At 67.7% G+C, this 25,281-nt stretch carries 25 protein-coding genes; 11 read left to right on the top strand and 14 right to left on the bottom strand.

The features are described 5' to 3' along the window. Window positions 1-8: 8 nt before the first annotated feature. From M5C98_RS14315 to M5C98_RS14280, 8 genes are read left to right on the top strand one after another with little or no spacing between them, the layout of a single operon-like run. Entirely contained in the window at window positions 9-512 is a 504-nt protein-coding gene (locus M5C98_RS14315; RefSeq protein ID WP_272548108.1) for a copper uptake system-associated protein, read from the top strand. Further along, window positions 509-1,672 (top strand): molybdopterin-synthase adenylyltransferase MoeB, encoded by a 1,164-nt coding sequence (moeB, locus tag M5C98_RS14310; RefSeq protein WP_272548107.1) that lies wholly within the window; start codon window positions 509-511, stop codon window positions 1,670-1,672. The genes M5C98_RS14315 and moeB overlap by 4 nt, the downstream gene beginning before the upstream one ends. Before the next feature lie 7 nt (window positions 1,673-1,679). After that, the gene (locus M5C98_RS14305) at window positions 1,680-2,096 is read left to right on the top strand and encodes a M67 family metallopeptidase (protein ID WP_272548106.1); all 417 of its coding nucleotides are present in this window, start codon (window positions 1,680-1,682) and stop codon (window positions 2,094-2,096) included. A gap of 14 nt (window positions 2,097-2,110) precedes the next feature. Continuing rightward, window positions 2,111-2,401 carry a MoaD/ThiS family protein gene (locus M5C98_RS14300; RefSeq protein ID WP_272548105.1) on the top strand — a complete coding sequence of 97 codons (291 nt, stop codon included), beginning with the start codon at window positions 2,111-2,113 and terminating at the stop codon, window positions 2,399-2,401. Then, complete coding sequence (locus M5C98_RS14295) at window positions 2,395-4,290, top strand: CoA transferase (RefSeq protein ID WP_272548104.1); 1,896 nt, start codon at window positions 2,395-2,397, stop codon at window positions 4,288-4,290. The genes M5C98_RS14300 and M5C98_RS14295 overlap by 7 nt, the downstream gene beginning before the upstream one ends. Continuing rightward, a complete protein-coding gene (locus tag M5C98_RS14290) occupies window positions 4,287-5,942 on the top strand; it encodes a class I adenylate-forming enzyme family protein (protein WP_272548103.1) in 1,656 nt (551 codons plus the stop codon). The genes M5C98_RS14295 and M5C98_RS14290 overlap by 4 nt, the downstream gene beginning before the upstream one ends. Before the next feature lie 15 nt (window positions 5,943-5,957). After that, entirely contained in the window at window positions 5,958-7,124 is a 1,167-nt protein-coding gene (locus M5C98_RS14285; protein WP_272548101.1) for an acyl-CoA dehydrogenase family protein, read from the top strand. An 11-nt stretch (window positions 7,125-7,135) separates the two neighbouring features. Continuing rightward, complete coding sequence (locus tag M5C98_RS14280; protein ID WP_272548100.1) at window positions 7,136-8,350, top strand: MFS transporter; 1,215 nt, start codon at window positions 7,136-7,138, stop codon at window positions 8,348-8,350. Window positions 8,351-8,460: 110 nt separating this feature from the next. Here the strand turns inward: M5C98_RS14280 and M5C98_RS14275 are convergent, their stop codons facing one another. Then, the gene (locus M5C98_RS14275; protein ID WP_272548099.1) at window positions 8,461-9,096 is read right to left on the bottom strand and encodes a glycine zipper family protein; all 636 of its coding nucleotides are present in this window, start codon (window positions 9,094-9,096) and stop codon (window positions 8,461-8,463) included. A 159-nt stretch (window positions 9,097-9,255) separates the two neighbouring features. Between M5C98_RS14275 and M5C98_RS14270 the strand changes: the two genes are divergently transcribed. Next, complete coding sequence (locus tag M5C98_RS14270) at window positions 9,256-10,191, top strand: DHH family phosphoesterase (RefSeq protein WP_272548097.1); 936 nt, start codon at window positions 9,256-9,258, stop codon at window positions 10,189-10,191. Between the two features lie 94 nt (window positions 10,192-10,285). On the opposite strand, the gene M5C98_RS14265 is transcribed toward M5C98_RS14270, so the two are convergent. The 9 genes from M5C98_RS14265 to M5C98_RS14225 all read right to left on the bottom strand — a co-directional run bounded on the left by M5C98_RS14265 (window position 10,286) and on the right by M5C98_RS14225 (window position 19,222). After that, complete coding sequence (locus tag M5C98_RS14265) at window positions 10,286-11,521, bottom strand: Fic family protein (RefSeq protein WP_272548096.1); 1,236 nt, start codon at window positions 11,519-11,521, stop codon at window positions 10,286-10,288. Window positions 11,522-11,882: 361 nt separating this feature from the next. Then, the gene (locus M5C98_RS14260; RefSeq protein WP_272548095.1) at window positions 11,883-13,151 is read right to left on the bottom strand and encodes a DUF1501 domain-containing protein; all 1,269 of its coding nucleotides are present in this window, start codon (window positions 13,149-13,151) and stop codon (window positions 11,883-11,885) included. An 86-nt stretch (window positions 13,152-13,237) separates the two neighbouring features. Next, entirely contained in the window at window positions 13,238-14,824 is a 1,587-nt protein-coding gene (locus M5C98_RS14255) for a DUF1800 domain-containing protein (protein WP_272548093.1), read from the bottom strand. Between the two features lie 237 nt (window positions 14,825-15,061). Then, window positions 15,062-16,360 (bottom strand): MFS transporter, encoded by a 1,299-nt coding sequence (locus tag M5C98_RS14250; RefSeq protein WP_442867183.1) that lies wholly within the window; start codon window positions 16,358-16,360, stop codon window positions 15,062-15,064. Window positions 16,361-16,475: 115 nt separating this feature from the next. After that, window positions 16,476-16,904, bottom strand: a complete 429-nt coding sequence (locus M5C98_RS14245) for a thermonuclease family protein (protein WP_272548092.1) — start codon at window positions 16,902-16,904, stop codon at window positions 16,476-16,478. A gap of 366 nt (window positions 16,905-17,270) precedes the next feature. Then, complete coding sequence (locus M5C98_RS14240) at window positions 17,271-17,486, bottom strand: hypothetical protein (protein ID WP_272548091.1); 216 nt, start codon at window positions 17,484-17,486, stop codon at window positions 17,271-17,273. Continuing rightward, entirely contained in the window at window positions 17,483-17,971 is a 489-nt protein-coding gene (locus M5C98_RS14235; protein ID WP_272548090.1) for a type VI secretion system amidase effector protein Tae4, read from the bottom strand. Before M5C98_RS14235 ends, M5C98_RS14240 begins: the two co-directional genes overlap by 4 nt. Before the next feature lie 13 nt (window positions 17,972-17,984). After that, on the bottom strand, window positions 17,985-18,503 hold the full coding sequence (locus tag M5C98_RS14230) for a YfbU family protein (RefSeq protein ID WP_272548089.1): 519 nt from the start codon (window positions 18,501-18,503) through the stop codon (window positions 17,985-17,987). Between the two features lie 8 nt (window positions 18,504-18,511). Further along, a complete protein-coding gene (locus M5C98_RS14225) occupies window positions 18,512-19,222 on the bottom strand; it encodes an FRG domain-containing protein (RefSeq protein WP_272548088.1) in 711 nt (236 codons plus the stop codon). Between the two features lie 608 nt (window positions 19,223-19,830). On the opposite strand from M5C98_RS14225, the gene M5C98_RS14220 reads away from it, so the two are divergent. Beyond that, window positions 19,831-20,529: a hypothetical protein gene (locus tag M5C98_RS14220; protein ID WP_272548086.1), complete on the top strand. Its 699-nt coding sequence runs from the start codon at window positions 19,831-19,833 to the stop codon at window positions 20,527-20,529. 63 nt (window positions 20,530-20,592) lie between these two features. On the opposite strand, the gene M5C98_RS14215 is transcribed toward M5C98_RS14220, so the two are convergent. The 4 genes from M5C98_RS14215 to M5C98_RS14200 form a co-directional block, all read right to left on the bottom strand. Continuing rightward, a complete protein-coding gene (locus M5C98_RS14215; protein WP_272548084.1) occupies window positions 20,593-21,555 on the bottom strand; it encodes a tetratricopeptide repeat protein in 963 nt (320 codons plus the stop codon). 138 nt (window positions 21,556-21,693) lie between these two features. After that, entirely contained in the window at window positions 21,694-22,386 is a 693-nt protein-coding gene (locus tag M5C98_RS14210) for a pseudouridine synthase (protein WP_272548083.1), read from the bottom strand. Window positions 22,387-22,463: 77 nt separating this feature from the next. Then, a complete protein-coding gene (locus M5C98_RS14205; RefSeq protein WP_272548082.1) occupies window positions 22,464-22,652 on the bottom strand; it encodes a hypothetical protein in 189 nt (62 codons plus the stop codon). Between the two features lie 111 nt (window positions 22,653-22,763). Continuing rightward, a complete protein-coding gene (locus tag M5C98_RS14200) occupies window positions 22,764-23,696 on the bottom strand; it encodes a M23 family metallopeptidase (RefSeq protein WP_272548081.1) in 933 nt (310 codons plus the stop codon). Window positions 23,697-23,984: 288 nt separating this feature from the next. Here M5C98_RS14200 and M5C98_RS14195 point away from each other — a divergent pair, with 288 nt between their 5' ends. Next, window positions 23,985-25,214: a GGDEF domain-containing protein gene (locus M5C98_RS14195; RefSeq protein ID WP_272548080.1), complete on the top strand. Its 1,230-nt coding sequence runs from the start codon at window positions 23,985-23,987 to the stop codon at window positions 25,212-25,214. Window positions 25,215-25,281 lie beyond the last annotated feature (67 nt).

Below are 25,281 nucleotides of genomic sequence, written 5' to 3'. Positions count from 1 at the left end.
TTCCACCCATGACAATCATCCGTCTCTGGCCTGGCAGGATCGCCATGGCCCTCGTTCTGTTCCTGAATGCGTTGACGTGCATGGCCGGCGAATCGCCGGACGAAGCCGCCATTCGCCAGGTCATTCTCTCGACCTGGAACAAGCCGAACGCACCTGTGGAAGTGGGTCCCGTGGTGGTGGCGGGTGGGAACGCCATTGCAGGGTGGACGCAAGGCACGCGCGGCGGGCGCGCCCTGATGGCCCGTGACAAGGCCGGCCGGTGGTCGGTCGCGGCCTGTGGCGGCGACGGCCTGAAAGAGGCGAAGTTGCTGGAATCCACCGGAATGGGAGAGGCCAGGGCAAAACAGCTCAGTGCTGCCCTGGCCCAGGCCGAGAGCGCCATACCCGCTGCACGAAGGGCGCAGTTTTCCACCTTCGACGGTCTGGTCCGCATGGACGCGGCAGGACAGCATTCCGGGCATGAAGCCTCCTCTTCCCGTACCGGGATCGACGCCAAGGGAGCCAAGCCATGATGCTGCCTCCCTTGGTCGCGCCGCGGGCTGAACTGACACCGGACGAGATCAGCCGCTACAGCCGCCATCTCCTGCTGCCGGACGTGGGGCTGGACGGGCAGCGACGCTTGAAGACCGCCCGCGTGCTCGTGATCGGCGCCGGCGGGCTGGGCTCGCCGGTGCTGCTGTACCTGGCCGCAGCCGGCGTCGGCTGCATCGGCATCGTCGAATTCGATTCGTTGGAGGTGTCGAACCTGCAGCGCCAGGTGATCCACGGCATGTCCGACCTCGGGCAGCCGAAGGCGCAAAGCGCCGCGCGAGCGCTTCGGGAACTCAATCCGCTGGTGAACATACAGCTGCATGTCCAACGGCTGGAGGCGCACAACGCGCTGGAGATCCTCGATGGTTACGACCTGGTGATCGATGGCACCGACAACTTCGCCACGCGCTACCTGGTCAACGATGCCTGCGTATTGGCCGGCAAGCCTTGCGTCTGGGGCTCGATCTACCGCTTCGAGGGCCAGGCGTCAGTGTTCTGGGAGGACGCCCCCGGCGGCTCGGGCCTGAACTACCGTGACCTGTATCCCGAGCCACCCCCTCCAGAGCTTGCGCCTTCGTGCGCCGAAGGGGGCGTGCTGGGCGTGCTGTGCGCATCCATCGGGTCGGTCATGGCCACCGAGGCCATCAAGCTCATCACCGGGCTGGGCGAGTCCCTGCTCGGCCGTCTCATGGTCTATGACGCGCTGGACATGGCCTGGCGCTGCATGCCGATACGCCGTGATCCGCAGAGAACGCGCATCACCCGGCTCATCGACTATCCGGCGTTCTGCGGCTTTGGCACGGCGCCATCCGGCGAGGTTCCCGCCATCACGGCGGCGGAACTCAAGGTGCTGCTGGAGGGCCACTCGCCTCCCGTGCTGATCGACGTGCGCGAGGCTTCGGAGCGCCACATCGTCAACATTCCCGGATCGGTGCACGTGCCCAAAGGGTCGATCGCTGTGGATGCGTGGCTGGCTGCGCTGTCCCCGCAGACGCCCATCGTGCTGCACTGCAAGTCTGGCGTTCGATCGCGCCAGGCGCTGCTTGCCTTGCGCGAACGTGGCTATGCCCGCGTGCGCCATCTCGAAGGCGGCATCCTGGCGTGGGTCGATCAGGTGGACCCGTCGCTGCCCAGGTACTGAACGCCCGATGTTGCTGCTGAGCCATGAACTGGCCGATGCCATGGTGCGCCATGCGCTGGCCCACCATCCGGTCGAAGCCTGCGGGCTGATCGCCGGCCCGCCCGGTGGGGCGCCCGTGCGACTGGTGCCGTTGCGCAATGCATCGAACGCCACCGATGCATTTCGCTTCGATTCGCGCGAGCAACTCTCCGTCTGGCGCGAACTGGACGAGCGCGGCGAGATGCCGCATGTGCTTTATCACTCGCACACCGCGTCGCGCGCCTACCCGAGCCGCGACGACGTGGCCTTTGCCGCAGACCCGGCCACCCACTACCTCATTGTTTCCACTGTGGACCCACAAAGCCCGGAGATGCGCAGTTTTCGCATCGTCTCGGGCCGGATCACGGAGGAAGCGCTTGTCATTTCCGATTGCCCGCCTCGCTGAAGGAAACCATTTCCATGACTGTCACTGTCCACATTCCCACACTGCTGCGTCCCCTCACGCAGGACCACAAGCGCGTTGAGTGCTCGGGCCGAAGCGTGATCGAGGTCATCGACTCGATCGACCTTCGGTATCCCGGAATCAAGGATCGCCTGGTCGCCAACGGACGGGTGCATCGCTTCATGAACATCTATGTGAACGATGAAGACATCCGCTTTGCGGCCGATCTGTCCACGCCGGTCAGCCCCGGCGACTCGCTGACCATCCTGCCGGCCGTCGCAGGCGGCAGCGGGGCACGCCCATGCTGAAAGCCGCGGCCACGCCATGGCTGGCCGGTTGTGGCCTGGGCCGCATGGCCACGGGCGCGACAGGCGGCTGGGGGCCGTTCGTGCGCTCTCTCCGGTTCCAGGCCGATCGGCTGGGTATCGCGTGCGATGGGGCGCCTGCCGCTTCGCCAGAGCGTGACCATGCCTTGCGATTCGATCTCGTCGCACCCGGTGCGCGGGCCGTGACGGCCACCGTCCACGCCTGGGCCGACGGCAGCCACGCCATCGGTGGCAGCGAATTCCTGGCACAGGCGGGCAGCGGCTTGATGGCGGTGCATGGCCGCTCCAGCGGCGGCAGCCGCGCACTCGGCCTGCACTGCGTCGGCACCGCGACCTCCGCGCTCGCCTTGCAAGGGGCGATGGCGGCCGCGCTGGGTCAATTGCGCGGCGCCTCCAGCACGCGGGTGGAGGTGTCGCTGGCCGGTGTGGCGCTGCTGTGCATCGGGCAATACCTCGCCGGGGCCACTGCGTCCGATGCGCCGGAGAGGTTGTCGCCAGGCAGCCATTCGCCGCAGGATCGGCCGCCTTTCCTGTCGGCCGATGGGGTGGTGTTCGAAATCGAATCGCTGGATGCGGAGCCTTGGCGCAATTTCTGGGGAGCGCTGGGCATCGAGCCCGCCGTGGCTGCGCAGGGTTGGAAGGGCTTCCTGCTGCGCTACGCCAAGGCCGTGTCGCCGATGCCGGCAAGCATGATGCAGCTACTGGCCGGCTTGCCCTACGCGGACATCGCGGCGCGTTGCGCGCAGGCCGGCATGGCGGTCTGTCCGGTCAGGCCACTGGCCGCACGTGCGCAGGACCCCGGGGCCCGCGACCTCTGGATGCAAGGGCCGTGGCGATTCTCCACGAACCCTGGCCCACCCGCAGTCCGGCCGCTGCCGTCGCCGCAATCACTGCCGCTCAGCGGGCTGACGATCATCGAATCGTGCCGCCGCATCCAGGGACCGCTGGCAGGCCATCTGCTCGCGCTGCTGGGCGCACGGGTGGTCCGCATCGAGCCTCCGGGCGGGGACCCGCTGCGCGGCATGCCGCCGATGGCCGGGGAGGTGTCGGCACGCTTCGATGCGTTGAACCGCTTGAAGACGGTGCGAGAGATAGACATCCGGACCGCTGCGGGCCGCTCGGCCGTGCTGGAGCTGGCCCGCGATGCGGACGTGTTCTTGCACAACTGGGCACCCGGCAAGGCTTTGGAACTGGGCCTGGACGATGGCGACCTCCATCGGGTGAATCCGGCACTGGTCTATGCCTATGCCGGCGGCTGGGGTAGCGAAGGCCCTGCTCCGGGTTTGCCAGGCACTGATTTCATGGCCCAGGCCTACTCCGGCGCCGCATCGGTCGTCGCGCAGGCCGCCGGCACGCGCGGGGGATCTCTTTTCACCGTGCTGGATGTGCTGGGGGGCGTTGTCGCCGCGCAGGGTGTCACGGCCGCGCTGCTGCGCCGGCAGTTGAGCCCGTCGGGTTGCCGCGTCGATACCTCGCTGCTGGGCGCCGCGACCCTGTTGTGTGCCCGCGAGTTGCAGGCGTGCTGGGAAGGGGACGAGACGGCAACGGACTGCGGTCCCCTGCTTCAGGCCGTGATCCCCGTGAAAGACGGACAGATCGCCGTGGAATGCCCCGACGACGCGGCGCTGGGCCGCCTGGCCGAGGCCGCCGGCCTGCCGCGAACAGCGTCCGCCGCCGTGGTTCGAGGCGCGCTGCCCGGCTGGCTGGGGGCGTTGACGCTGGGCGACGCCGAACGCTTGCTGTCCCGCATCGGCGTGCCGGCCATCGCGGTGGCCGAAGACCTCGCCCTGTTGCCCGAAAACCCCCGGCTGGCCCGCGCGCTGCGGCCAGCCTCCTATGTCCAAGTGCAGTCTCCCTGGAGGTGGTCATGAGCGCATCCGGAATCATCGATCTCGTTCCCGCATCGTTGCGCCGCGAATGGAGCCTTCGTGGCTGGTATCCCGACCGCTCGGTGTACGAGATGTTCGCAGCCCATGCCCTGCGCCAGCCCGACAGGCCGGCCGTGGTGTCGCCGACGGGCAGCGTCAGTTACGGCATGCTGCTGGACGCCGCGCATCGCCTGGCGGCAAGCCTGCGCAAGCGCGGCATCGTGCCCGGCGACGTCGTTGCCTACCAACTGGCGAATTCCTGGCGCAGTTGCGCCATCGACCTGGCCGTCGCTGCGCTGGGAGCGATCGTGGCGCCGCTGCCGCCGGGCCGCGGCCGGCTCGACATGGAGTCGCTGCTGCGGCGCTGCCAGGCGCGCGCCGTCATCGTCCCGCCCAGCCATGGCGATGTGGACCTGTGCGAGCTGGTCGAATCGCTGCGGTCCAGCCTGCTGTCGCTGCGCGTTCTCGTGCTGGATGGCGGATGCCGCGAGGGGTGGTCCACGTTCGACGACATGCTGGAGGGCCCTGCCATCGATCCCGTGTCGCTGCCTGCCGTGGATCCCAACGCGCCCGTGCGCCTGCTGGTGTCATCGGGCACGGAGTCCGAGCCCAAGCTGGTCGCGTATTCGCACAATGCGCTGCTCGGCGGCCGTGGGCGTTTCCTGCAGCGGCTGCATCCCCAGGAGCAAGGATTTCGGGGCTTGTATCTCGTGCCGCTGGGCTCCTCCTTCGGCTCGACCGCCACTTTTGGCGTGCTGTCCTGGCTGGGGGGATCGATCGCGTTGATTCCCCGTTTCGACACCGCCAACGCGATCGAAGCCATCGCCAGCCTGAAGCCCACCCACGTCCTGGGGGTCCCTACCATGCTGCAGCGCATGGCGGCCGATCCGCTGCTGGCGCGCATCGACAAGTCCAGCCTGGTGGCAATGGTCAGCGGCGGCTCGGTGATCGACAGTGCGAGCATCCGCCGCTGTGTCGAGGCATTCGGCTGCGGCTTCATCAGCCTCTATGGCTCGGCCGATGGCGTGAATTGCCACAACACGCTGGACGAACCGCTGGAGCTGGTGCTGCGCAGCGTCGGCAAGCCCAACGACAGCGTGTGCGCGATCCGCCTCGTCGATGCGGCGGGCCGGGAGGTCGGCGCCGGTGATATCGGTGAAATCACGGCGCGCGGCCCGCTCAGCCCCATGCAGTACGTCAACGCGCCGGAACTCGATCAGCGCTACAGAGATGCCGACGGCTGGGTCTATACCGGCGACCTGGGGCGCTTCGATGCCGACGGATACCTGCTGCTCACCGGGCGCAAGAAGGACATCGTCATCCGCGGCGGCTCCAACATCAGCACCGTGCAGATCGAAACGCTGGCGACGGGCCACCCCGATGTGGTGAGCGCTGCCTGTGTGCCCGTGCCCGATGCCGACATGGGCCAGAGGGTGTGCCTGTGCCTGACGATGCGCGACGGTGCGCCGCGGCCAAGCCTGAACGAGATCAATGCCTACCTGCGCGAGCAGGGGCTGGAAAACAACAAGCTGCCGGAGTATCTGCGCTACTACCGCCAACTGCCGCTGAGTCCGGCAGGCAAGGTGGACAAGAAGGTGCTGACTGCCGAAGTCGCTGAACTGGGCAACGGACCGGGTTTCCGGATTGCTCGCTGACACGAAAGGACCCGCATGAGCGAACAAGCACGGTTATCGAACACGCTGGCATGCGAAGTGCGGCAATGGATCGATGCCCACGTCATTCCGGCCGAGGGCCTTCTGGATCAAGACGATTCGGCCGCCGCAGGCAAGGCCGCCGAGCTGGTCGCGGCCGCCCGGCGTGCCCGGTTGTGGGGGTCTTACTATCCCCCCGCGCTGGGCGGGCGCGTGAGCTCGCTCGCCGCCTACGTCCCTGTTGCAGAGGCGGAAGGCCGATCGGAACATGGCCCGATGGTCTTCGGCAGCGAGGCCGCCGTCGATGCGCACATGCTTTTTCTGCATGGCAGTCCCCTGGTCCGCGAGCGCTATCTTGCGCCGCTCGCCGCGGGGCAAGCCACGCCGGCCTACGCCATGTCCGAGCCGCAAGGCATCGGCTCGATGCCATCGACCATCCAGACGTCGGCCACGCTGCGCGATGGGCACTGGCACATCGACGGGCGCAAGTGGTTCATCTGCCGCGCGGGCCGCGCTGCCTTCGTCACCGTCGTGGCCCGCACGCTGCCGGATGGTCCCGCAGAGCAGGCGCTGTCGATGATCGTGGTGCCCACCGATGCACCCGGTTTCAGGGTGGAGCGCGAACTGGACATCCTCGGGCGGCACCAGGGGCAGTGCGAGATCTCGTTCACGAACGTGCGTGTCTCGGCCGATCACGTGCTCGGCGAGCCGCACCGGGGCATGGCGCTGATGCGGCAGCGGCTGGTATTGGGCCGGCTGCTGCGCTCCAGCCACTGGCTGGGCCTGGGCCAGCGTTGCTTCGATCTGCTGTGCGAGCGCATCCGCAGTCCGCGCGGAACGATGGCGGCACTGCCGGACAAACAGCTCGTGCGGCGGCATGTCTTCGAGGTCCACCTGGCGCTGACCAGCGCGCGCGCGCTGGTGCATGCCGCAGCCGAGGAATTCGACGCCGGCCGCCGGTGCGATCTGCCAGCGAATCTCGCCAAGGTGGCTGCTGCCCGCGCCCTGGGACTGGCAGCGGATTCCGCCATACAGGTCTTCGGCGCAGAAGGCTTGAGTGCGCTCACCCCGTTGTCGGGCATCTTTCGCTCAGCGCGGGCCACGCGCATCCTGGATGGCGCCGACGAAGCCCTGATCAGCTCCGTGGGCCGCCAGTTGATCGACCTCGAAGCCGCCGCTTCATGAAAGGGCCTGGCATGCACCCTCTCGCCGGCACGGCCTCCGAGTCGAAGGCCACGGGCGCCGATCTGCGCTCCGGCACCTGCGGGCTGGCAGCCGTCCTGACGGCCGCCATGGCGTTGCCCATGCTGGTGCTGTACGCCGTTGGAACGCTCGGCCCCATGCTGGGCCGCGATCTGGGCGTGGCGCCCGGGTCACTGGGATGGGTCACCGCTGCGACCTTCGGCGTGGCCGCGGCGCTGTCCCCCTGGGCGGGAACCTGGACGGCACGGCTGGGCGCCCGCCGTGGGCTGGTGGTGCTGTTTCTGGCCGTGGCGCTGGTCTACACCACGATGGCGTGGGTGCCCGGCCTGACTGCGCTGGCCTGCGCAGTCGCTGTCGGCGGCGTGGCGCAGGCCCTGTGCAACCCGGTCACGAACCTGCTCATTGCGCAGCAGGTGGCCCCCAGTCAGAGGCCGCGCATGGTGGGGCTCAAACAGGCAGGCGTGCAGGTGGCCGCATTGTTCGCGGGGCTGGCCTTGCCCGTGCTGGCAGCCCATTGGGGCTGGCGTTGGACGCTCGGTCTCATGGCCCCTCTGAGCCTGCTGCTGGCCCTGTTCGTTCCCGCCGTGACGCGGCAGCACGCGGCCGGGCCGGCGCCGCCGATGGCCCCACCGCGGCCGAACTTCGCGCTGGCCGTGTTGATGGGCATCCAGTGGTGCGTGGGTGCCGCACTGTCTGCATTCATCGTGTCCTTGCCTGCGCACGCGGCTGCCCAGGGGTGGCCCCTGGCACAGGCGGGCCATCTGGTGGCGGTCTTCGCCGCAACCGGGTTGGTCTCGCGCGTGGTACTGACCCCATGGGCTGCGCGGCTTCGGGACGAGTCCTGGTTGATCCTGGCCCTATTGGTGATCGCCGCCGCATCGGCGGGCGGCGTGCTTCTGGCGGACCCCGTGCGGCAATGGCCGCTGTGGGGCGCGGCAGGGCTGATGGGCATCAGCGCGGCGGCCTTGAACGCCATCGCCATGGGCATGGTCGTGCGGCACGCCACGTTCGGTGCCACGGCCGTGGCGTCCGGCTGGCTGTCTGCCGCCTTCTTTGGCGGACTGGCGCTGGGCGCTCCTTTGGCCGCCGCCGCGGCAAACTTCGGCGATGGCTTGGAATGGACCTGGCTGGGCCTTGCCATGGTGCTGGGCGTGGCGGCCGCCATCACCCCCGTGCTTCGGTGGGCGAAGCGCCGCTCCGAGGGATAGGGGGCATGCCGTGCATCGCGCAAACCGACGCCATCCGGGCGGCCGACTCCACCGGCAGGCACGTTCGCTCGGTCAGTCGGTCAGTCAGTCGTCAGGCCATCGGCAGCCCGTCAGCGCAGCACGCGGCACTGCCCGAATTCGCAGCGGATCGCCAGGGCGTCGCCGTTGCTGCAGGGCACGGTGTAGGTCTCGAAGCCCGGCCCCTTGGCGGCCAGCCAGGCCATGGGCGTGGCGGTGCAGGACTGGTCGCGCGCGAGGCGCTCGGCGTTGAACGTGTCGGTGCCGATGGCGCGGGCGGGCAGGGGCGTGTAGTCCGCGTGTGCAGAACGGGCGGGCTGGTTGGGCTCCGGCACGGCGGCCACGGCGGGGTAGGTGCTGCCGGCGTACCCGCGCCCGGCCATGCAGTTGGCGACGATGCCCTGGCGCCGCTCCAGCGCCTGCACACCCTGCGTGGCGCCGAGCGCCCCGCCGATCAGCGCCGAATCCTGCACCGCGTTACGGCTTCCGCCCAGCGCCCAGACCACGGTGGCGGCCAGTACGGCGCCGGCGACCAGGCCGTCCACGGTCTCGCTCGCCACCCCGATCTGGCTGGCGTAGCGCTGGCAGTCGGCCAGGTCGGCCGATTGGCGGGCGGGGTCGGCGGGATAACCCGCGCTGCCGGGCGCGCCGAGCGAGAGGCTGTCCGCGCCGCGCGTGGCGCAGCCGGCCAGGAGCAGCGCCAGGACGCAGAGTGACAGCTTGCGCATCGAAAACTCCTTGCGGATCGGTCGTACATCCGGCAGCGGGCCTGCATGGCACCGGGCGCCGGCCCAGGGGCATTGGACAGCCAAACCGCTCCCGCTGCCAAGCCCCCGCCCCGGGTGCTCCGCACCAGTGCCCAGGCCCGGTGCCCGACAATGCGCCCCATGACGATCCCCACGAAGAAAACCCTCCTGCCCCTGCAACTGCTGGTGCACCCGGACAAGAACGATCCCAACCCCCTGATCCTGTACCACGGCCGTTGCGCCGATGGCTTCGGGGCCGCGCTGGCCGCCTGGCGCTACTACGGCGGCCAGGCCGAATGCGTGGGCCTGTCGCACGGGCAGGTGCAGTCGGTGGACGACCTGCCCGCGCTCGAGGGCCGGGCGGTGTACATCCTCGACTTCTCTTTCGCGCCGGACATCCTGGGCGCCATCGACGAACGCGCCGCCAAGCTGGTCATGCTGGACCACCACAAGAGCGCTGCCGAAAAACTCACCGGCTTTGCCTGCCGCTGCGGCGTGGTGCATTTCGACATGGACAAGTCCGGCGCGCGGCTGGCGTGGGAATTTTTCTACCCCGACACGCCGCTGCCCGACCTGGTGCGCTACGTGGAAGACCGCGACATCTGGGCCTGGGCCTACCCCGAGAGCGCCGGCTACCTGGCCGCGCTGGACATGGAGCCCTTCGACTTCGCGCGCTGGGAAGCCATCGCCCAATTCACGCCCGAGCAGTCCGCCGCCTTCGTCGCGCGCGGCAATGCCATGGACGAGAAGTTTCGCCACCTGGCCGCCGACGTGGCGGGCGGGGCGCAGCCGGTCACCTTCAACGGCAAGCAGGGCCTGATGGTCAACGCCCCGGGCGCCTTCCACAGCCTGATCGGCGAGATGCTGTCCAAGCAGTGCGGCACGTTCGCGCTGATGTGGATCGTCAGCAAGGAGGGCAAGGTGAAGGTGGGCCTGCGCTCGCAGCGCAACTTCGACTGCTCGGTGCTGGCCGAGAGCATGGGCGGCGGCGGCCATGCGCAGGCCTGCGGTTTCCGCATGGGGGCGGAGCGCCTGCCCGAGCTGCTGTCGGGGACGTTTGGCTCCACAGGCGGATGAACCCATGCTCAAGGAACGCCGTGGCGCGGCGAGCGGGCACTGGCACTTCTTGCAATGCAGGGTATGCGGCCGTCTCCGCTTGGCCGCAATGCGCTCATGAAGCCGCGACACAGTAGCGCTTGAACAAGGTTTGTCCCCGCTGGATGTCCTTTGCGAGTTCGTTGGCCGAAAGACCGTCGAAGTGGTTGGGATCAGCGATCAGCGTGGGTGCGAGTCCGTTTTCCAGCAGGAGCTTGTTGACGACCAGGAAGCCCGTAGTCCGTGCGTTGCCGTCCATGAAGAGGTGGGCCTGCTCCAGTCGCTGCGCGCAGCGTGCGATGGCCCGCAACTTTTCCTTTTCGGAAGATGCCTTGGCGACGTCCGTGCGGTATTCGCGCAGGATCAGCGATGCCTTCTCGGCATTGTCGCTACGGTCCAGGGCAGGGGTCGCCAAGCGCACCAGATGGGTGCCCGGGTGCCATTGATGCGCGGCTGTGAGGCGGTGCCGCTCACTGCGATCATTCCTGTCGACGAGCCACAGGCCATTGCGCTGGTCTGCCGGCATGGCACGTTCGTTCTTCAGTAGCTCCTTCAATCCCTCCGAGCTGACGTTGCCGACGTCTGCGTCCAGATGGAATTCGACATCCTCGCAGTGGCGGAGTCCGGACGGCAGTTGTCCTTCCACACGGGTGGGAGAAGCTGCCAGCGGTTTGAATGAAGGAATGTCATCCACGTCATGGACGTTCTGGTCCAGCGCACCCCGGCGGAATACACCAGCCGTGCACGCATCATGCAGATCTACCAGCATTTCGGTATCGAGTTCCCGGCCCTGCCGCTGGTGCACCAGCATTTTGCGCAAACCGTCCAGCATGCCGCCCATGTAGCCGGGCTCGTTCTCGTAGCGCAGGCCAGCCGCAGGCCCTTCGGTCCAGGCGGCATGGTCCAGAACCATGCGCCATGCCTCCTGGGCCGCCATGCCTCTGAACGCAGGCACGCCCTGCAGGCAGGGCTTGAGTTCTTCTTGCGCGCGCGCCGCCTCGCGCATGCCATAAAGCGTATGCAAAAGCGTAGTCCGGTCGGACAGGCTGAGTTGCGTTCCGATGGAGCCGTAAGCGACCGCCGACATCATGGCATCGCTGGCGCAAGCCCTGGCCACTGGCATGCCGAGCCGGCTGTGGGAGGCCAGCGCGTCCACATCTTCGGCAAGCGCACCCATGTAGCGGCCCAACGCAGGCCCCTGAAGGTCCTGGTAGGCAGAGCCTTTGGGCATGGATTCAAGAAAGGCCGCAGCGCTGGACGGGGTAGCACAATAGCCGGAGCGTTGCAGTCGCAATGCTTCTTCGCGCAACATGGAAGGAGTGGCCGCCTGGTTCGCCAGGGATGCACGGGGTGCCAGCCCACCGCCCGGTGATGACGCCCTGGATCGCGGCGAGATTGCCGGCGACTCCACGTCGGAGGCCGCCGGCGTTGCGGCTGGGGATGCAGGCGTGCTGGACACGTAGGCGTGCCGAGGCGAAGAGTTGCTTCGCAATGAAGATCCACAAAGTCCCATGTTTTTCCATTGAAGTGGAGCCATGCCGCAGCCATGCAGGCCAGCGGCACTGGATGGCCGATGGAAAATTCTAGGAACTGTGCAAGCCGGTGCACGTGCGCTTTGCGATGCAAGGGCTGGAAATGCGAAGCCGGTCCCAACCATCAGCTTCCGCCTGCGCTCACACCAGCTTCAAATCCTTCGGCCGGGTCTGCGGGAACACGCGGGCCAGGGCCGCGGGCGACAGTCCGTAGGTGCGGGCGAACAGGCCGCCCAGCACGGCGCGGTAGTCGTTCAGCACCGGGTAGTCGCGGTTCTGGAACAGCGTGGTGGCCGTCAGCGCCTGCTGCTCGCCCGCGATGCGCCCGCCCGATACGCCGCCGCCCAGCACCCACATCACGCTGCCGTGGCCGTGGTCGGTGCCGCGGTTGCCGTTCTCGCGGAAGGTGCGGCCGAACTCACTGACCACGACGACCGTGGTGCGGTTCCACGCCGGCCCCATCTCGTCGGCGAAGGCCGCCAGGCCCCGGCCCAGTTCGTCGAAGCGGTTGGCCAGCGCGCCCGTGGCGTTGCCCTGGCCCACGTGCGTGTCCCACCCGCCCACGTCCACGAACCCCAGGTTGTAGCGCGACTGCATCAGCCGGGCCATGCGGCGCGCCGTGCCTTCGAAGCCCTTGGTGCTCAGGGCGTTGCGGCTGGCCGCGTCCATCTCGCCCTGCATGGTGCGCGCCACCTCGTCGCGCGTCTGGAAGCCCTCGGCCACCGCAGCGGCCAGCGGCGTGCCGCCGTACATCGAGGCGATCAGGCCGGCCTGCCGGTCGTCGATGCCGGGCTTGGCCGCGCCCGCGGCGCCCAGGGCGGTGTTGGGCACGTCGTAGCCGCCGCGCAGCACCAGCGGCAGCGTGTCGGTGAAGGCCATGGGCGACAGGTGGTCGTGCCAGCGCGGCTGCGCGCCCAGCTCGGTGGCCAGGCGGTTGAGAAAGCCCGAGCGGTAATCGTGCCGGCCGCCCACGGGCTGGCCCAGCTCGATGCTGTCCTGCGTGTCGAAGTGGCTGCGCGTGAGGTCTTCGGTGCCCGAAAACGGAACGAAGGCCACCTGGTTCTTTTGGTACAGCGGCATCAGCGAGCCGGCCAGCGCCGGGTGCAGGCCCCAGTCGGCCGTGAGCGGCAGGGCACCGCCGGCCTCGCCCGGCCGGGCGATGGCGATGTTGGGCCGCGTCTCGTAGTAGTAGCTGCTGGAGGTGGGCACCAGCAGGCTGGCGCAGTCGTAGCCGCCGCGCAGGAAGACGAGTAAAAAGCGTGCATCCACCGCCTGCGGGGTGGCCGCGAGGCTGGCCTGCAGCACGCCCGGCGTGGCGAGCGCGGCCAGGGCCTGCAGGGCTTGGCGGCGGGTGGGGGCCGGGCCGGTGCCTGAAGCGCTGGAGCGGCGGGGTGTGAAGAAGTGCGTCATGGCGCTGCCTTTCAGCAATGGAATTTCCGTGCGGGAACCGTTCTGGGGAAAGCCTGGTGGCAGGCCGCGCGGCGCGGCCATGCCGCTCAGGCGTACATGAACTCCGGCGCGCTGAGCAGGAACGTGTTCCATTCCAGCGGCGAGGCCGCGCGCGCCAGCGCCACGCGGGTGGCGGGGGCCAGTTGCGGCTCCAGCGCGCGGTAGTAGGCGCTCTGGGCCAGCGCGGGAGGCACCACGCGCGGGGGCGGCGCGCCCTCGGGCCGGTAGAGCCCGGCGGCGCCCGCGCCGGCCAGCGCGCGCGCCACCTCGAACCGCACGGCCATCTGGCCCGAGCTGGTCCAGGCGGCCGAATCCAGCGGGTAGCCGTCGGGCGTGGCGCGGCCATACAGCGGCTCGGCCAGGCGCTGCAGCCACGACAGGGCCGGGTCGGGGTTGGCCAGCACGCGGTCGGCGTAGCCCATGCGCAGCCCGGCCATCACGTACTGCACCGGGTCGCGCAGCCGCTTGCCCAGCGAGGCCTGGAACGGCGCGCTGGCGAACAGCGTCTGCAGCACGGCGGCAATGTGGCCGTCGCTGCGGGTGAACGACTCGGCCATGGCCTCCAGCAGCGCGGGCGGCGGCGCGTCGCCCACCAGGTAGATGGCGAGCTTGCGCGACACGAAGCGCGCCGTGGCCGGTGCCCGGGCCAGGCGGTCGAGCGCCTCGTCCAGCTCGGCCATGCCCTGGCCCTGCAGCGGCTGGCCCAGCAGCTCCTTGGGGCCCCAGTCGTGGCGCTGGGGATGGAACTCGTACAGGCCGTGGCGCACGTACTGGCGCGTCCACTCGGCTTTCAGTTTGGGGGGCGGCTCGCCCAGCGGGCGCAGCGACACGCCGTGGCCGGTGAGCACGCGCGCCATCTCCTGCACGTCGCGCTGGCTATAGCCGCCATCCACTCCCAGGGTGTGCAGCTCCATCAGCTCGCGGGCGTAGTTTTCGTTGATGCGGTTGGCGGCGTTCTGCGCGTTGTCCAGGTAGCGCAGCATGGCCGGGTGGCGCACGGTGGCGCCGAGCAAGTCCCGAAAGCGCCCCAGCGCATGCGGGCGGATGGCGCGGTCCTCGTAGTCGCCCACCATGGCGCGGATGTCGGCCTTGCCGGCGAAGACGCTGAAGTGGTTCATCCAGAACCAGGTCATCTTCTCCTGCAGCTGTGCGGGCGAGTACACGGCCCGCAGCACGAAGCGGCGCTCGGCCTCGCGCTGCAGGGCCCGCATGTCGCGCTGGTAGGTCTCCTGCGCGGCCTTGCGCGCATCCTCGTCGGGCAGGTCCTTGATGGCCTGCTGGCGGCCCTGCATGTCGATGGCCAGCACTTCCATGGGGGTGCGGGTGATGGCCATGGCGTTGATCTGGGCCTGTGCCTCGGGCGGCAGTGCCGCGGGAGCGGAACGCAATTGCGCGGCCAGGTAGCCCGCCGTGCCGGCTTCGGCCAGCGCCTGCTGCGATGCGGCCGTGGCCCCCCACGAAAGGCGGTCCAGCAGGCGCACGCTGCCGGCGTCGTCCAGCCCGGGTGGCGCGCCCCCCGGACTGCCGGCGGCCCAGGCGCCGCCGCTGGTGGCGGCGAGCGACAAGGCGGTCCATCCCAGCCAGTGCCTGCGGGTGAGTGGCAGGGCGGTCGAAGCGGAGGGCAAGGGGGTCATGGCAGGGCTCCATGGGGAAAACGGTGCCCATGGTGCAGCGCAGCGCCCGGCGCGGCAAGGGGGGCCGCCGGGGTTTTACGCCCGGGATACAGATGTATCCGCAGCGGCCACAAAAAACTTGAAGCCAAAACCGCCCGCAGCGCAATAGGTACTAGGGCATGTTGCTATAAAAATATGAGCAAATGGACGGGCCGCGGACTTTTTGGTAACCGCTGTCAACCGCCTGGATCCGCCGTGTCAGCGGCGTTGGCGTTCCTCGCTCGCTTCCTCGAAGCGGTCCACCTCGCGCAGGGGCTTGAACAGGAGCGTCCAGGCGCCTACCACCGCCAGGGTGCACAGCCCGCCTGCCACCGCGGCCGGCACGGCCCCCAGCCAGGCGGCGCTGGTGCCGGCGCGGAACTCGCCCAGCTCGTTGGACGAGCCGATGAACAGCATGTTGACCGCGTTCACCCGCCCGCGCATGGCATCGGGCGTGGAAAACTGCACCAGCGCGCCGCGGATGTACACGCTCACCATGTCGGCCGCGCCGGCCACCATCAAGGCCAGGAACGACAGCAGGAACCAGTGCGACAGCGAGAACACCAGGTTGGCCGCGCCGAAGATCGCCACGGCGATGAACATGCGCCGCCCCACATGGCGGTTGAAGGGCCGCAGCGTCAGGAAGAGCCCCGCGCCCACCTCGCCGATGGCGATGGCGCTGCGCAGCGCGCCCAGGCCCTGCGGTCCCACGTGCAGCACCTCGTGCGCGTAGATGGGCAGCAGCGCCACCACGCCGCCCAGCAGCACGGCGAACAGGTCCAGCGAGATCGTGCCCAGGATGATCGGGCGCGTGCGGATGAAGTGGATGCCCGCGCCGAAGCGGTCCCACATGCGGCCCTGCGTCGGCGAGGGCGGCGCGGCATACGCCACCGTCACGCGCGACAGCAGCAGCGCGCCCAGCGCGAAGCCCGCGCAGCACACGGGGTAGGTGAGCGAGGCGCCGCCGGTGGCATACAGCAACCCGCCGATCAGCGGGCCGGTGATGCTGGCCAGGCGCATCAGCATGCTGTTGGTGGCCATGGCCTGCGCCAGCTGGGCGCGCGGCACGATCTGCGGCAGCAGGCTTTGCAGCGCCGGTCCCGAGAACGCCCGCGAGCAGCCGAACAGCACCAGCGCCGCATAGATGCCCGCCACGCCCGCCGTGCCGTGCCCCGACAGCCACCACAGCAGGGCGCTGCACACCGCGCCCACCGACCAGCTCGCGGCCAGGATGTGCCTGCGGCTCGCCCGGTCGATCAGGTCGCCGGCCGGCAGCAGCAGGCACAGCATGGGCAGGAACTGCGCCAGGCCCACGTAGGCCAGGGCGATGGGCTCGCGCGTGAGGTCGTACACCTGCCAGGCGACGACCACCGCCTGCACCTGGGTGGCGAACACGGCCACCAGGCGGGCGATCAGAAAGGCCAGGAAGCCTCGGTGCCGGTACACGCTTTCGGTGGCGGGAATGGCGGGAACGGCGGGAACGGGGGGAGCGGGGGAGGCGGTGGGAAGGTCGGGCACGGCGCTGGGGGCTGGAGGGTGGCTGTCCGGAGCTTGCCCGGCCAGCGGTCGAACGGACGGGCGGACGCGGCAGGCGGCTCCAACGGTGGGAAAGTCAGCGCCGCATGCTACCGGTTTATCCGCGCGGGTGCTGTCGCCGGTAGTCCCAGGGCGCGCGCGGGCGCTTTTGCGACCACAGCCCGGTGTGGCTGGCCTGGGCCTGGCGCTGCAGCGCCGCCAACTGCGGGTAGGCGGCAGCGCGCGGCGTGTACACCCAGGCGAGCCCGGCGCGCACCTGGGCCGTGGCCGCATCGCCCTGGCCGCAGCGCACATGCGCCACGGTGCGTCCGTAGGCATCGCGGGCCACGGTCTGCAGCGTGGCTTTCTGTCGCAGGCACAGGCGGGCGAGGTTCTGGCGGGACGGGGGGCCGAAGGCTTGCCGGCGCTCGGGTGCGTCGATGGCGGCCAGGCGCACCTGGATCGGGCGGCGGTCGCCGCAGCGGGCGGTGAGGGTGTCGCCGTCGCTGACGGCGACGACCAGGCAGAGCAGGGTGGCGATGGGCACTGGGGATCGGAGCGGGGGAGGGGATGCAATGAAGGCGGGACGCAGGGGCCGCGCAGGCCGCGCACTATAGCCGCACCCCGGAAAGGCGCCGGCCGCGCCCGGCCGCCACTGCCCAAAATGCAGGCACCGGGCTGCAAGCCACTGCCTGCGCCGATCCGGCGGGTTGTCCCTGGGGTTGTCCACAGAACGGCCCACAGAGAGTGGGCATAACTTCGGGGAACCTCTCAAAACCTCCGAATTTGCAAGTTCGAGCACCGTAACTCGTTGATTGATAAGGGTGCAGAGTGGCTGGGATCGGGTTTTGCGAGACTCCATTGAATGCCATCGCCGATAGTTTGAATGGCAGATCTTGAAACAACCCCGCACTCAAACCCGGCGGGCACGGCCTTGGCGATATCCAAATAGGGCTCCAAGAATTAAACAAAATACCATGAAGATCAAAGACCAAAGAAAAGCGGAATTAATGTCCGAATCGGATTTTATATAACGAGGGCCATACCATTGTGAGAAGGCATTCACCAATAAAAAGGAAAGAACGCCTGCACAAAGTGCCCCGCAGAATGCATAAATAAAACGCTTCATGGCAACTCCCAAAGCCACACGGCTTTAGATTTTGTAAAGTCGCTCCAAAAGCCACTAATCGAAATGCCGGTATGAATGCGAAGCCAGGAGGTTCGCTCCGTGAGCCTACTGCCGTTATAAAAGTCGATATGATCGCCAGACATGCCTGGACCATAGTAGTCCTTAAAAAATATGATGCCCTGCTTATTTGCAATTTTATCAAAGACGTTTTTTACTTCTTCATCACTATATTTGGTTAACGTTGCGGGTAGAGGCGCTGCCCCACTGGCAAGCCAACTAGCAAGCTCCTCTGCCCGGATGGCGTACTTCGGCTTATTTTTCTGCCAAGACCATGCGCCACGAAATGATCTCATGCTCACGCCAGAGTTTAGGAGGGCTGCCGAAACATTGATGGCACATTGATTGGCATACACGCCTTTATCGAGTAAAGGTGCATCTCCATTGATAATCGGATGATTCGCCCAAAGCTGGGAAAATGTCGGCATTTAATTGACCTTTTTAAACCAGCCGTTCGGCATTCAAAATTTTTATCGCATCTTTCGCATCCATTTGCCAAATATCTATGAGCTTATTGGCCTCATTCAGCATGGCGTGATACTTCCAACTCATAGGTGCATGACTGTTTAAATTGTCATTGTGGGAAATGTATTGTTTTTGCTCTTCAAATTTTCCTTGGCGTCCAATTAGGAAACGGCAGAACGCCATTTCATTGGTTTCAATATTTCCGTCAAATCCGCGAAAAATCGCAAATGGGTGAGAGAGCAGTTCGGCGTTCTTTGTTTTTCTCTTGACATCCTCTATCGCTCTATATAAATCAAGAATTTCGAGAACAAATTTTCCATCAGTCTCCGTCATTTCTTCGCTGAACCATTCGTCAATCGCGGAATAAAATATTTCATAGCCACGCTCTACAATCTCTATTAACTCCTCATAATGGCCGGCTGAATCCGGATCAAGTGCGGCAAGGATTTTATATTGATTGGCGAGAAAAACCCGCTCCTTCTTGGTTAGCTGCATATGACCTTTTAAAGAATTTTTCTCTTAATATGTTCCGCCATCCCAACAATGTCGGGATAGATGGTGTACTCATTCAGGTTTGCCCATCGCAAAAATTCCCTCGCTTCCGCCTTCGCATCCTTCGGCAACACAATTTTTTGGTAGCTGCTGCTGACTTTTTCAAACCCTAGCGCATCATTTCCGTGGATCGTAAAAGTTCCCTGTTGAGCTCTCAATCTGTCGCTTATGTGCGCCGGGCGAACGGCAAGTGGCCTCTCAATAGCAACGGGTCTGTTTTCCCAGTAGATAGCCTTGTAATCGAATGCTTTATCTTCTGGTAATTGTAAAATCTCATTTCTACCACTGCTTCGATTTAAACTTGATGGGTCAAGCAAAAACAAAGAGCTGTCATTATCATTGGTGTAATCGCTATGCAATATAAATGCAATTGCCACACCCAGAACTGTCGTCCAATCTAATAGACGAGTGGGTATCCAATAATGTTGCATATCAAATAGGGTCTCCCAGTCGCTAACACGTTTTTCGAAAAGCCTTGCGGCAGTGTTGCTAAACTCTTCAAATAGCATTCTTTCTTTTCTTACCCATTCATGAGTTCTATGTAGGCTTGGAGTTAAACCCCATGCTGCATTCGACTGGCCCCGATACCAGACCACTGGAGGGTTGCCAAGATTAGCCTCGGCTTCCCGTACAGAATTTAAGAATACGTTCCAAGGAGACATCTATAGGAGCAGTAGGTTTAGTTGCCATCGCGCCGGCTGGCGTAGCCACACTAGCATATTTCATTTGGGCCAACTTTCAAATAATTCCCTTCGCTTCGGGCACGGGTTTCTACAAATTTGCCATGTACCCTTTATCCATCGATACCGTCAAGTGCTTGGCATCTGTGCGACGGAAATCGGCTTGATCGGGAAGGGAGGTAACGCTGCGACAAAGGCCTCTAAAGCTGCTGCATAAAGGACACTTCAGACTCGGCAAAAAACCTTTGAAGGCCTCGAAGAATTCTTTATTGAGCGCTACACCAAGACGAATCTCTCAAATTCTCCGAATTTGCAAGTTTGATCGTCGTAACTCATTGATTTATAAGGGTACAGACCGGCTGGAATCGTGGTTTTGAGAGTTTCCCTTCGGTATGCGGTATGGGGTTACTTGCAACGCAGGCGATCAAGGTGAAAAATGCTCCCAGGACAATCAGTACTAGGGCATTGTGCTATCAAAAAAGCAGCGTTTCGCCGGCCAGCCTGAAACCACTGGATACACTGCCGTCCGCATGCGCCGCCGGACCTGGCGGCGCAAGGCCGACATCGCACGACACCAAGGACACGAGGGCATGGCAACGGGGCACGACACATCCACATCCCCATTCGATTTCGCGCGGGCGGCATGCCGCCGTGGCTGGGTCCTGGCGGCCGGCATCGCGCTGGCGGGCCTGGGCGCGCTCGGTACGGCGTCGCTGCCAGCCCAGGCCAGCGGCGCACCCCAGCCCTGTCGCCAGCGCCTGGTGCAAACCCAGGAACTGCCGGCCGAAGCGCTGGCGAAGTTCGCACTGTTCCAGGACCGGAAAGACACCGCCGATTCGGCCCGCTCCGCAGGCGCACCGCCCCAGACCCAGGCCTGGACGGGCGAGGAGATGGTGCTGCCCCGCAGCGGCAACCCCTACACGCTGGTGGTGCGGGTCTCGGGCGTGGCGCTGGCCGACGGGGATGTCGGCGCGCGCTGGATGGCGGGCTGGTCCATCCATGGCGCATCGCGCGTGGGTGCCGTGCCCCAGGTCGCCGCGCGGGGCGTGCGTGCCGGCCAGGTCGTGGAGATGGCCGGCGCCGCGGCGCCCTTGAGCTTCAAGGAAGACCGCACGGTCCCGCCGGTGCTGGAGTTCGCAGGGGTGAGCAACCTGCGCATGGACCGGGTGCGGCTGGAGGTGTGGTCGGGCATGCGCTCGTCCAACCCGGTGGAGCGGCTCATGCCGTGGATGCCCCTTCTCACCGGGGCCGTTTTTCTCGGCCTGATGCTGTGGTGGCGCCGCCGTTGAGCGGGCGGCGGGGCAGCGACGGTGGGGCGGCGGCGCCGGGCCTTGGGGCCCACGCGCGTCCAGTCACAGGTCCAGCGGCTGCCCGGGCTTCCACGCATCGGCGCGCCGCCGTGCTTCGGCGATATCGACCGGGCCCATCCTGCGGGCCAGCAGCTGAAGGTGCACAGCCCCGTAGCGGGGCAGGGTGAGCGGGTCTTCCGGGTTGCCGCGGCCCAGGCGGTCGGCCAGTTCCAGCAGCATGTAGGCGGCAACGGGCCGCTGGGCCACGGTGGCCGCGCCGTTGGCATAGAGATCGCCCAGCCGGTACAGCCCGGCCGCATCGCCCTGGCGCGCCGCGCGCAGGTACCAGTTCTCGGTCAGCGACATCTGGCGGGGTTCTCCGCCGCGGCCCTCCTGGTAGATGGCGCCCAGCCGCACCGCTGCCAGGCTGGAGCCCTGGTGGGCGGCCCGGTTCAGCCACTGCATGGACTCGGCATGGTCCCTGGGGATGCCGTTGCCCTCGTCCAGCATGGCCGACAGCAGCACCATGGCCCGCAGGTGCCCTTGCTGGGCCATGGCCCGCACGGTGGGCAGAACGTCCAGGCCCTGGCCGCGGCGCCACTGGGTCTCGGCCGCACCGAGCCGGGCCAGTTGTTCCATGCCTTCCCGCTGCGTTGCGATCTGCAGGGCGCGCGCATCGCTTTCGGCGCGGGCGATGCGTTCGGCGGCCTGGGCCTTGTCGTGGTTCCACTTCCAGCCCATCAGCGCCATCAGCACCACCACGCCGCCCGCCAGGACGATCAGGGTCCAGGGCTTGTCGCCGGGGGCGGCGGCCGGCCGGGCGCGGGCGCCCTCGGGCTTTTGCCGCGCCGCCACGCTGGTGGGGAGCACCTTGTCGTAGGCCACCTCGCACCGGGGGCATTGCCAGGCCGGTGCGGTATCGGTGGCCTGGCGGGTGTGGCTGCAGCGCGGGCACACGCGCACGGCAGCGGCGCTGGCGGCCTCGGGCGTCTCCACGGGTTCGAGCGAAAGATCAGGGGCGTTCACGGTTCCATTCCTTTTTGGGGAGCGATTGTGCTGCGCCTGCCCGGCCCGAAGCGCCAGCGGCTCGAATATTCGGAAAAAAGGCCGCCAGCACAATGAAATCTAGGGCATATTGCTATCAATTAAATAGCAATTCATGCGCTATCCCCCAGGCTCTGCGGGCACCGTCGCCGCCTGCCAGGTCCCCGGCGCCAGCCCGTCCAGCGAATAAGGCCCGATGGCGGCGCGGATCAGCCGCAAGGTGGGCAGGCCGACCGCCGCGGTCATGCGCCGCACCTGGCGGTTGCGGCCCTCCTGGATCGCCAGTTCGATCCAGCTGGTGGGAATGTGCTGGCGCACGCGGATGGGCGGGTCGCGCTCCCACACGGCGGGCGGCGGCTCCATGTGGCGCGCCCGGGCCGGGCGCGTGGGACCGTCGTTCAGCCGCACGCCGTCGCGCAGCGCGGCCAGGGCGGCTTCGCCGGGCATGCCCTCCACCTGCACCCAGTAGGTTTTCTCCATCTTGAAGTGCGGGTCGGCGATGCGCGCCTGCAGTGCGCCATCGCTGGTGAGCAGCAACAGCCCCTCGCTGTCGGCATCCAGCCGGCCCGCCACGTACACGCCGGGCAGGTCGATGAAATCCTGCAGCCCGCGCCAGCGCCCCTCCGGCGTGAACTGGCTCAGCACGCCATAGGGCTTGTGAAAGCGGATGAGCCGGGGCGTGCCGGGGGCAGCGGCAGGTGCTGCAGCAGCCGCAGCAGGGGATCGGGCGGGAGCGCGTGCGGCCGGCGGCCGGGGCGGGCGCGGTAAGCGCAACGGGCCAGGAGCGCGCTGGGAGCGGGGCGGGGTCGGCATGGGGCGGCAAGCATAGCGCGGTGGGCGGGCAAGGCCGCGGGCACTGGCACGACAGGGCGTGGCGTTCGCGCAGGCTTTCAGTCGCCGCCGCCCGCCACGGCGCGCACGCCGGCCGCCCCCACGTCCACCGCCGCGCCCACCACGGTGGCGCCGACCTTCACGGTGGTCGCCACCACCGTCACCGCGGCATCGCCCACGGCCACCACCGCGCAGCCGCTGCACAGCAACGCCATCGCCGCTAGCGCGGCACCCAGAAAAGATCGCATGGAAATCACCCAAAAAGGCCAGGGGATCGAAGGCGGAAATTGTCGCTGCCCGCTTCGCGAAGCGGCCCGTTCTTTACCTGCCCGCGTCGGCCCGGCGCAACGGGCGCCGGTTCAGACGGGCAGGAACAGCGCCGGGTCCACCATCGTGCGGTTGAGCATCACGCCCCAGTGCAGGTGGGGCCCGGTCACGCGGCCGGTGGCGCCCACCGCGCCCAGGCGGTCGCCGGTCTGCAACTGGTCGCCCACCCTGGCGTCGATGGCGCTCAGGTGGGCATAGACGGTGAGCAGTCCGCCGCCATGGTCCAGCCACACGGTGCCGCCGCTGAAGAAATATTCGCCGGTGTCGATCACCCTGCCCGGCAGCGGCGCGACCACGGCCGTGCCCTTGGCTGCGGCGATGTCCATGCCGCTGTGCGGATTGCGCGATTGCCCGTTGAACACGCGCCGCAGCCCGAACGAGCTGGACCGGGGGCCTGGCACCGGGACGTGCATGCGCAGGTCGGCCGGCTTGGGCAGCGGTGTGGAAAACGCGGCCGTCACCTGCCGCTGGTGTTCGCGCTCGCGCTCGAAGCGGGCGTTGTCCTCGGCGGAGAGGTCCACGGTGCGCGGCGCTACGCTCAGGCGCTGCTCGCGGTACTTCTTGGGTGCGACGGTGTAGGGCACCTTGCGCGCTGCATCGCCCTCGGTGGCCGAACCCCGCACCACGATCCCGGCGGCGCCCGCCTGGGCCGCCAGCGGAATGCCGACGATGGCCGTCCACTCGATCGCATCGCCCAGCACGAGCACCGGCACGTCGCCCGCGCCTTCGTCCACGTGCGCCACCGGCCGTGTGGCCGCCGGCCCCAGCGACAGGCGCGCCACGCCGCCAGGCACTTGCGATGCACGGGGCGAGACGGCTGGAGAGGGCTCCGGCGAAGGCGAGCCGGCCCGGGGCTTGGCCGCGTGGGCGGGGCCCTGCCAGGCCAGCAGGCCCAGCGTGGCCACGAGGGCGGTGCGCCGGCTGGCCTGCAGAGAAAGGGAGGGGGGAGTGCGGTGGTCTGCCATGGCGCGGGCGAAGGGAGGAGGGGAAGCCGGCAGTTTAGCGACGGCGCCTGCGCCCGCGCTCGCCCGAAGCCCTGGCAGGCGCGGACGGCTCGGGAGATACCCTGCCTTGGCCACGCCAGGGCCGCTGGGCGGCGCCGGCCCCGGTACGATGCCCTGCATGCGCCGCGCATGCCCGTTTCCGCCCTGCCATCCGGTTGCCGCGGGCCCTTGGCCGGGTCCGCTGGCACCGCCGTCACCGGCGCAGGCGCTGCCCTCCGGCCTTTGCCCCTTCGGCTCCTGAATTGCGCCATGCCGCCCGCCGCCCGCCCCCATTCCCCACCGCCCGGCGGATCGCCGGCGCGCCGCGCGGCCGATGGCGTCCTGCCGCCGCCCCCGGGCCTGCGGGGCCGGATCGATCGGGCGCTGTTCGGCCAGAGCAAGCAGGTGCGCATCCGCATGTCGCAATGCCTGCTGGCGTTCGGCCTGCTGTGCCTGGTCGCCCTGGTGCAGCAGGGCGAGGTGATGCTGGGGCTGGTGGACGCCAGGCAGGCCTGTCCGCTGACCGCCTTCACGCTGGGCACCAGCTTCCTGTGCTGCGTGCTCGTGCGCTGCGGCCAGGGCCGGCGGCTGGCCTCGCACGATCCGTCGCTCTCCATGCTGCAGTCAGTGCTGGCGGTCACGGCGCTCGGCTGGGCCTATGCCATCACCGGGCCGGCACGCGGTGCGCTGCTGGGCCTGCTGGCACCGCTGTTCCTGCTGGGCGGCATGTTCCAGTTGCGGGCGGGGCAGACGCGCGTGCTCATGGCTTACTGGCTGGTGCTCGTGACCGGGGTCATGCTGTGGCGCACGTCGGGCGATTCGCCGCGCTACGACCCGCGCGTGGAGGCCATCCACTGGGCCTTCTCGCTCATCGTGGTGACGGCGGTGGCCGCGCTGGCCATCCGCATCGGCCGCCTGCGCAGCCGTCTGGCCCGGCAGAAGGCGACACTCACCGAGGCGCTGGAGCTGAGCCGCAGGCTCGCCGAGCACGATGCGCTGACCGGCCTGCTGAATCGGCGCGCCATGGGCGATCTGCTCACCCTGCACTGGACGGTGGGCGCCGCGGTGCAGCCGCAGGACGGCCGGCCGGGCGAGCCCGCCACGGCGCCGATGGCCATGGCCATGATGGACATCGACCACTTCAAGCAAGTGAACGACACGCACGGGCATGCGGTGGGCGACGCCGTGCTCCAGCGCTTCGCCGAGATTGCCCAGGCCGGCGTGCGCGGGCGCGACGTGCTCTCGCGCTGGGGCGGGGAAGAGTTCCTGCTGCTCATGCCCGGCACCGGCCAGAGCGGTGCGATGCGCGTGCTGGAGCGGCTGCGCGGCCAGATGGAGCGCGGTGGCTTCGAGACCCTGGCCCCGGGCCTGGCGGTGACGTTCTCCGCCGGCGTGGCCGAGCGCGTGCCCGGCGAGCCCCACGCCGCTACCGTGGAGCGGGCCGACAAGGCGCTCTACCGCGCCAAGCACAACGGCCGCAACCGCTTCGAAGCCGGCTGACGCCGCAGGCCGGCGGCACGCCTGCGCAGTGCGATGCCACGGCCCCCGTGCGCCGGCAGAGTTGGAG

Origin of the sequence: Acidovorax sp. NCPPB 3576 (assembly GCF_028473605.1) — a bacterium.
Lineage (GTDB): Bacteria > Pseudomonadota > Gammaproteobacteria > Burkholderiales > Burkholderiaceae_C > Paracidovorax.
The sequence above is the reverse complement of the archived record's forward strand: the minus strand, read 5'-3'. Positions and strand labels throughout refer to the sequence as shown.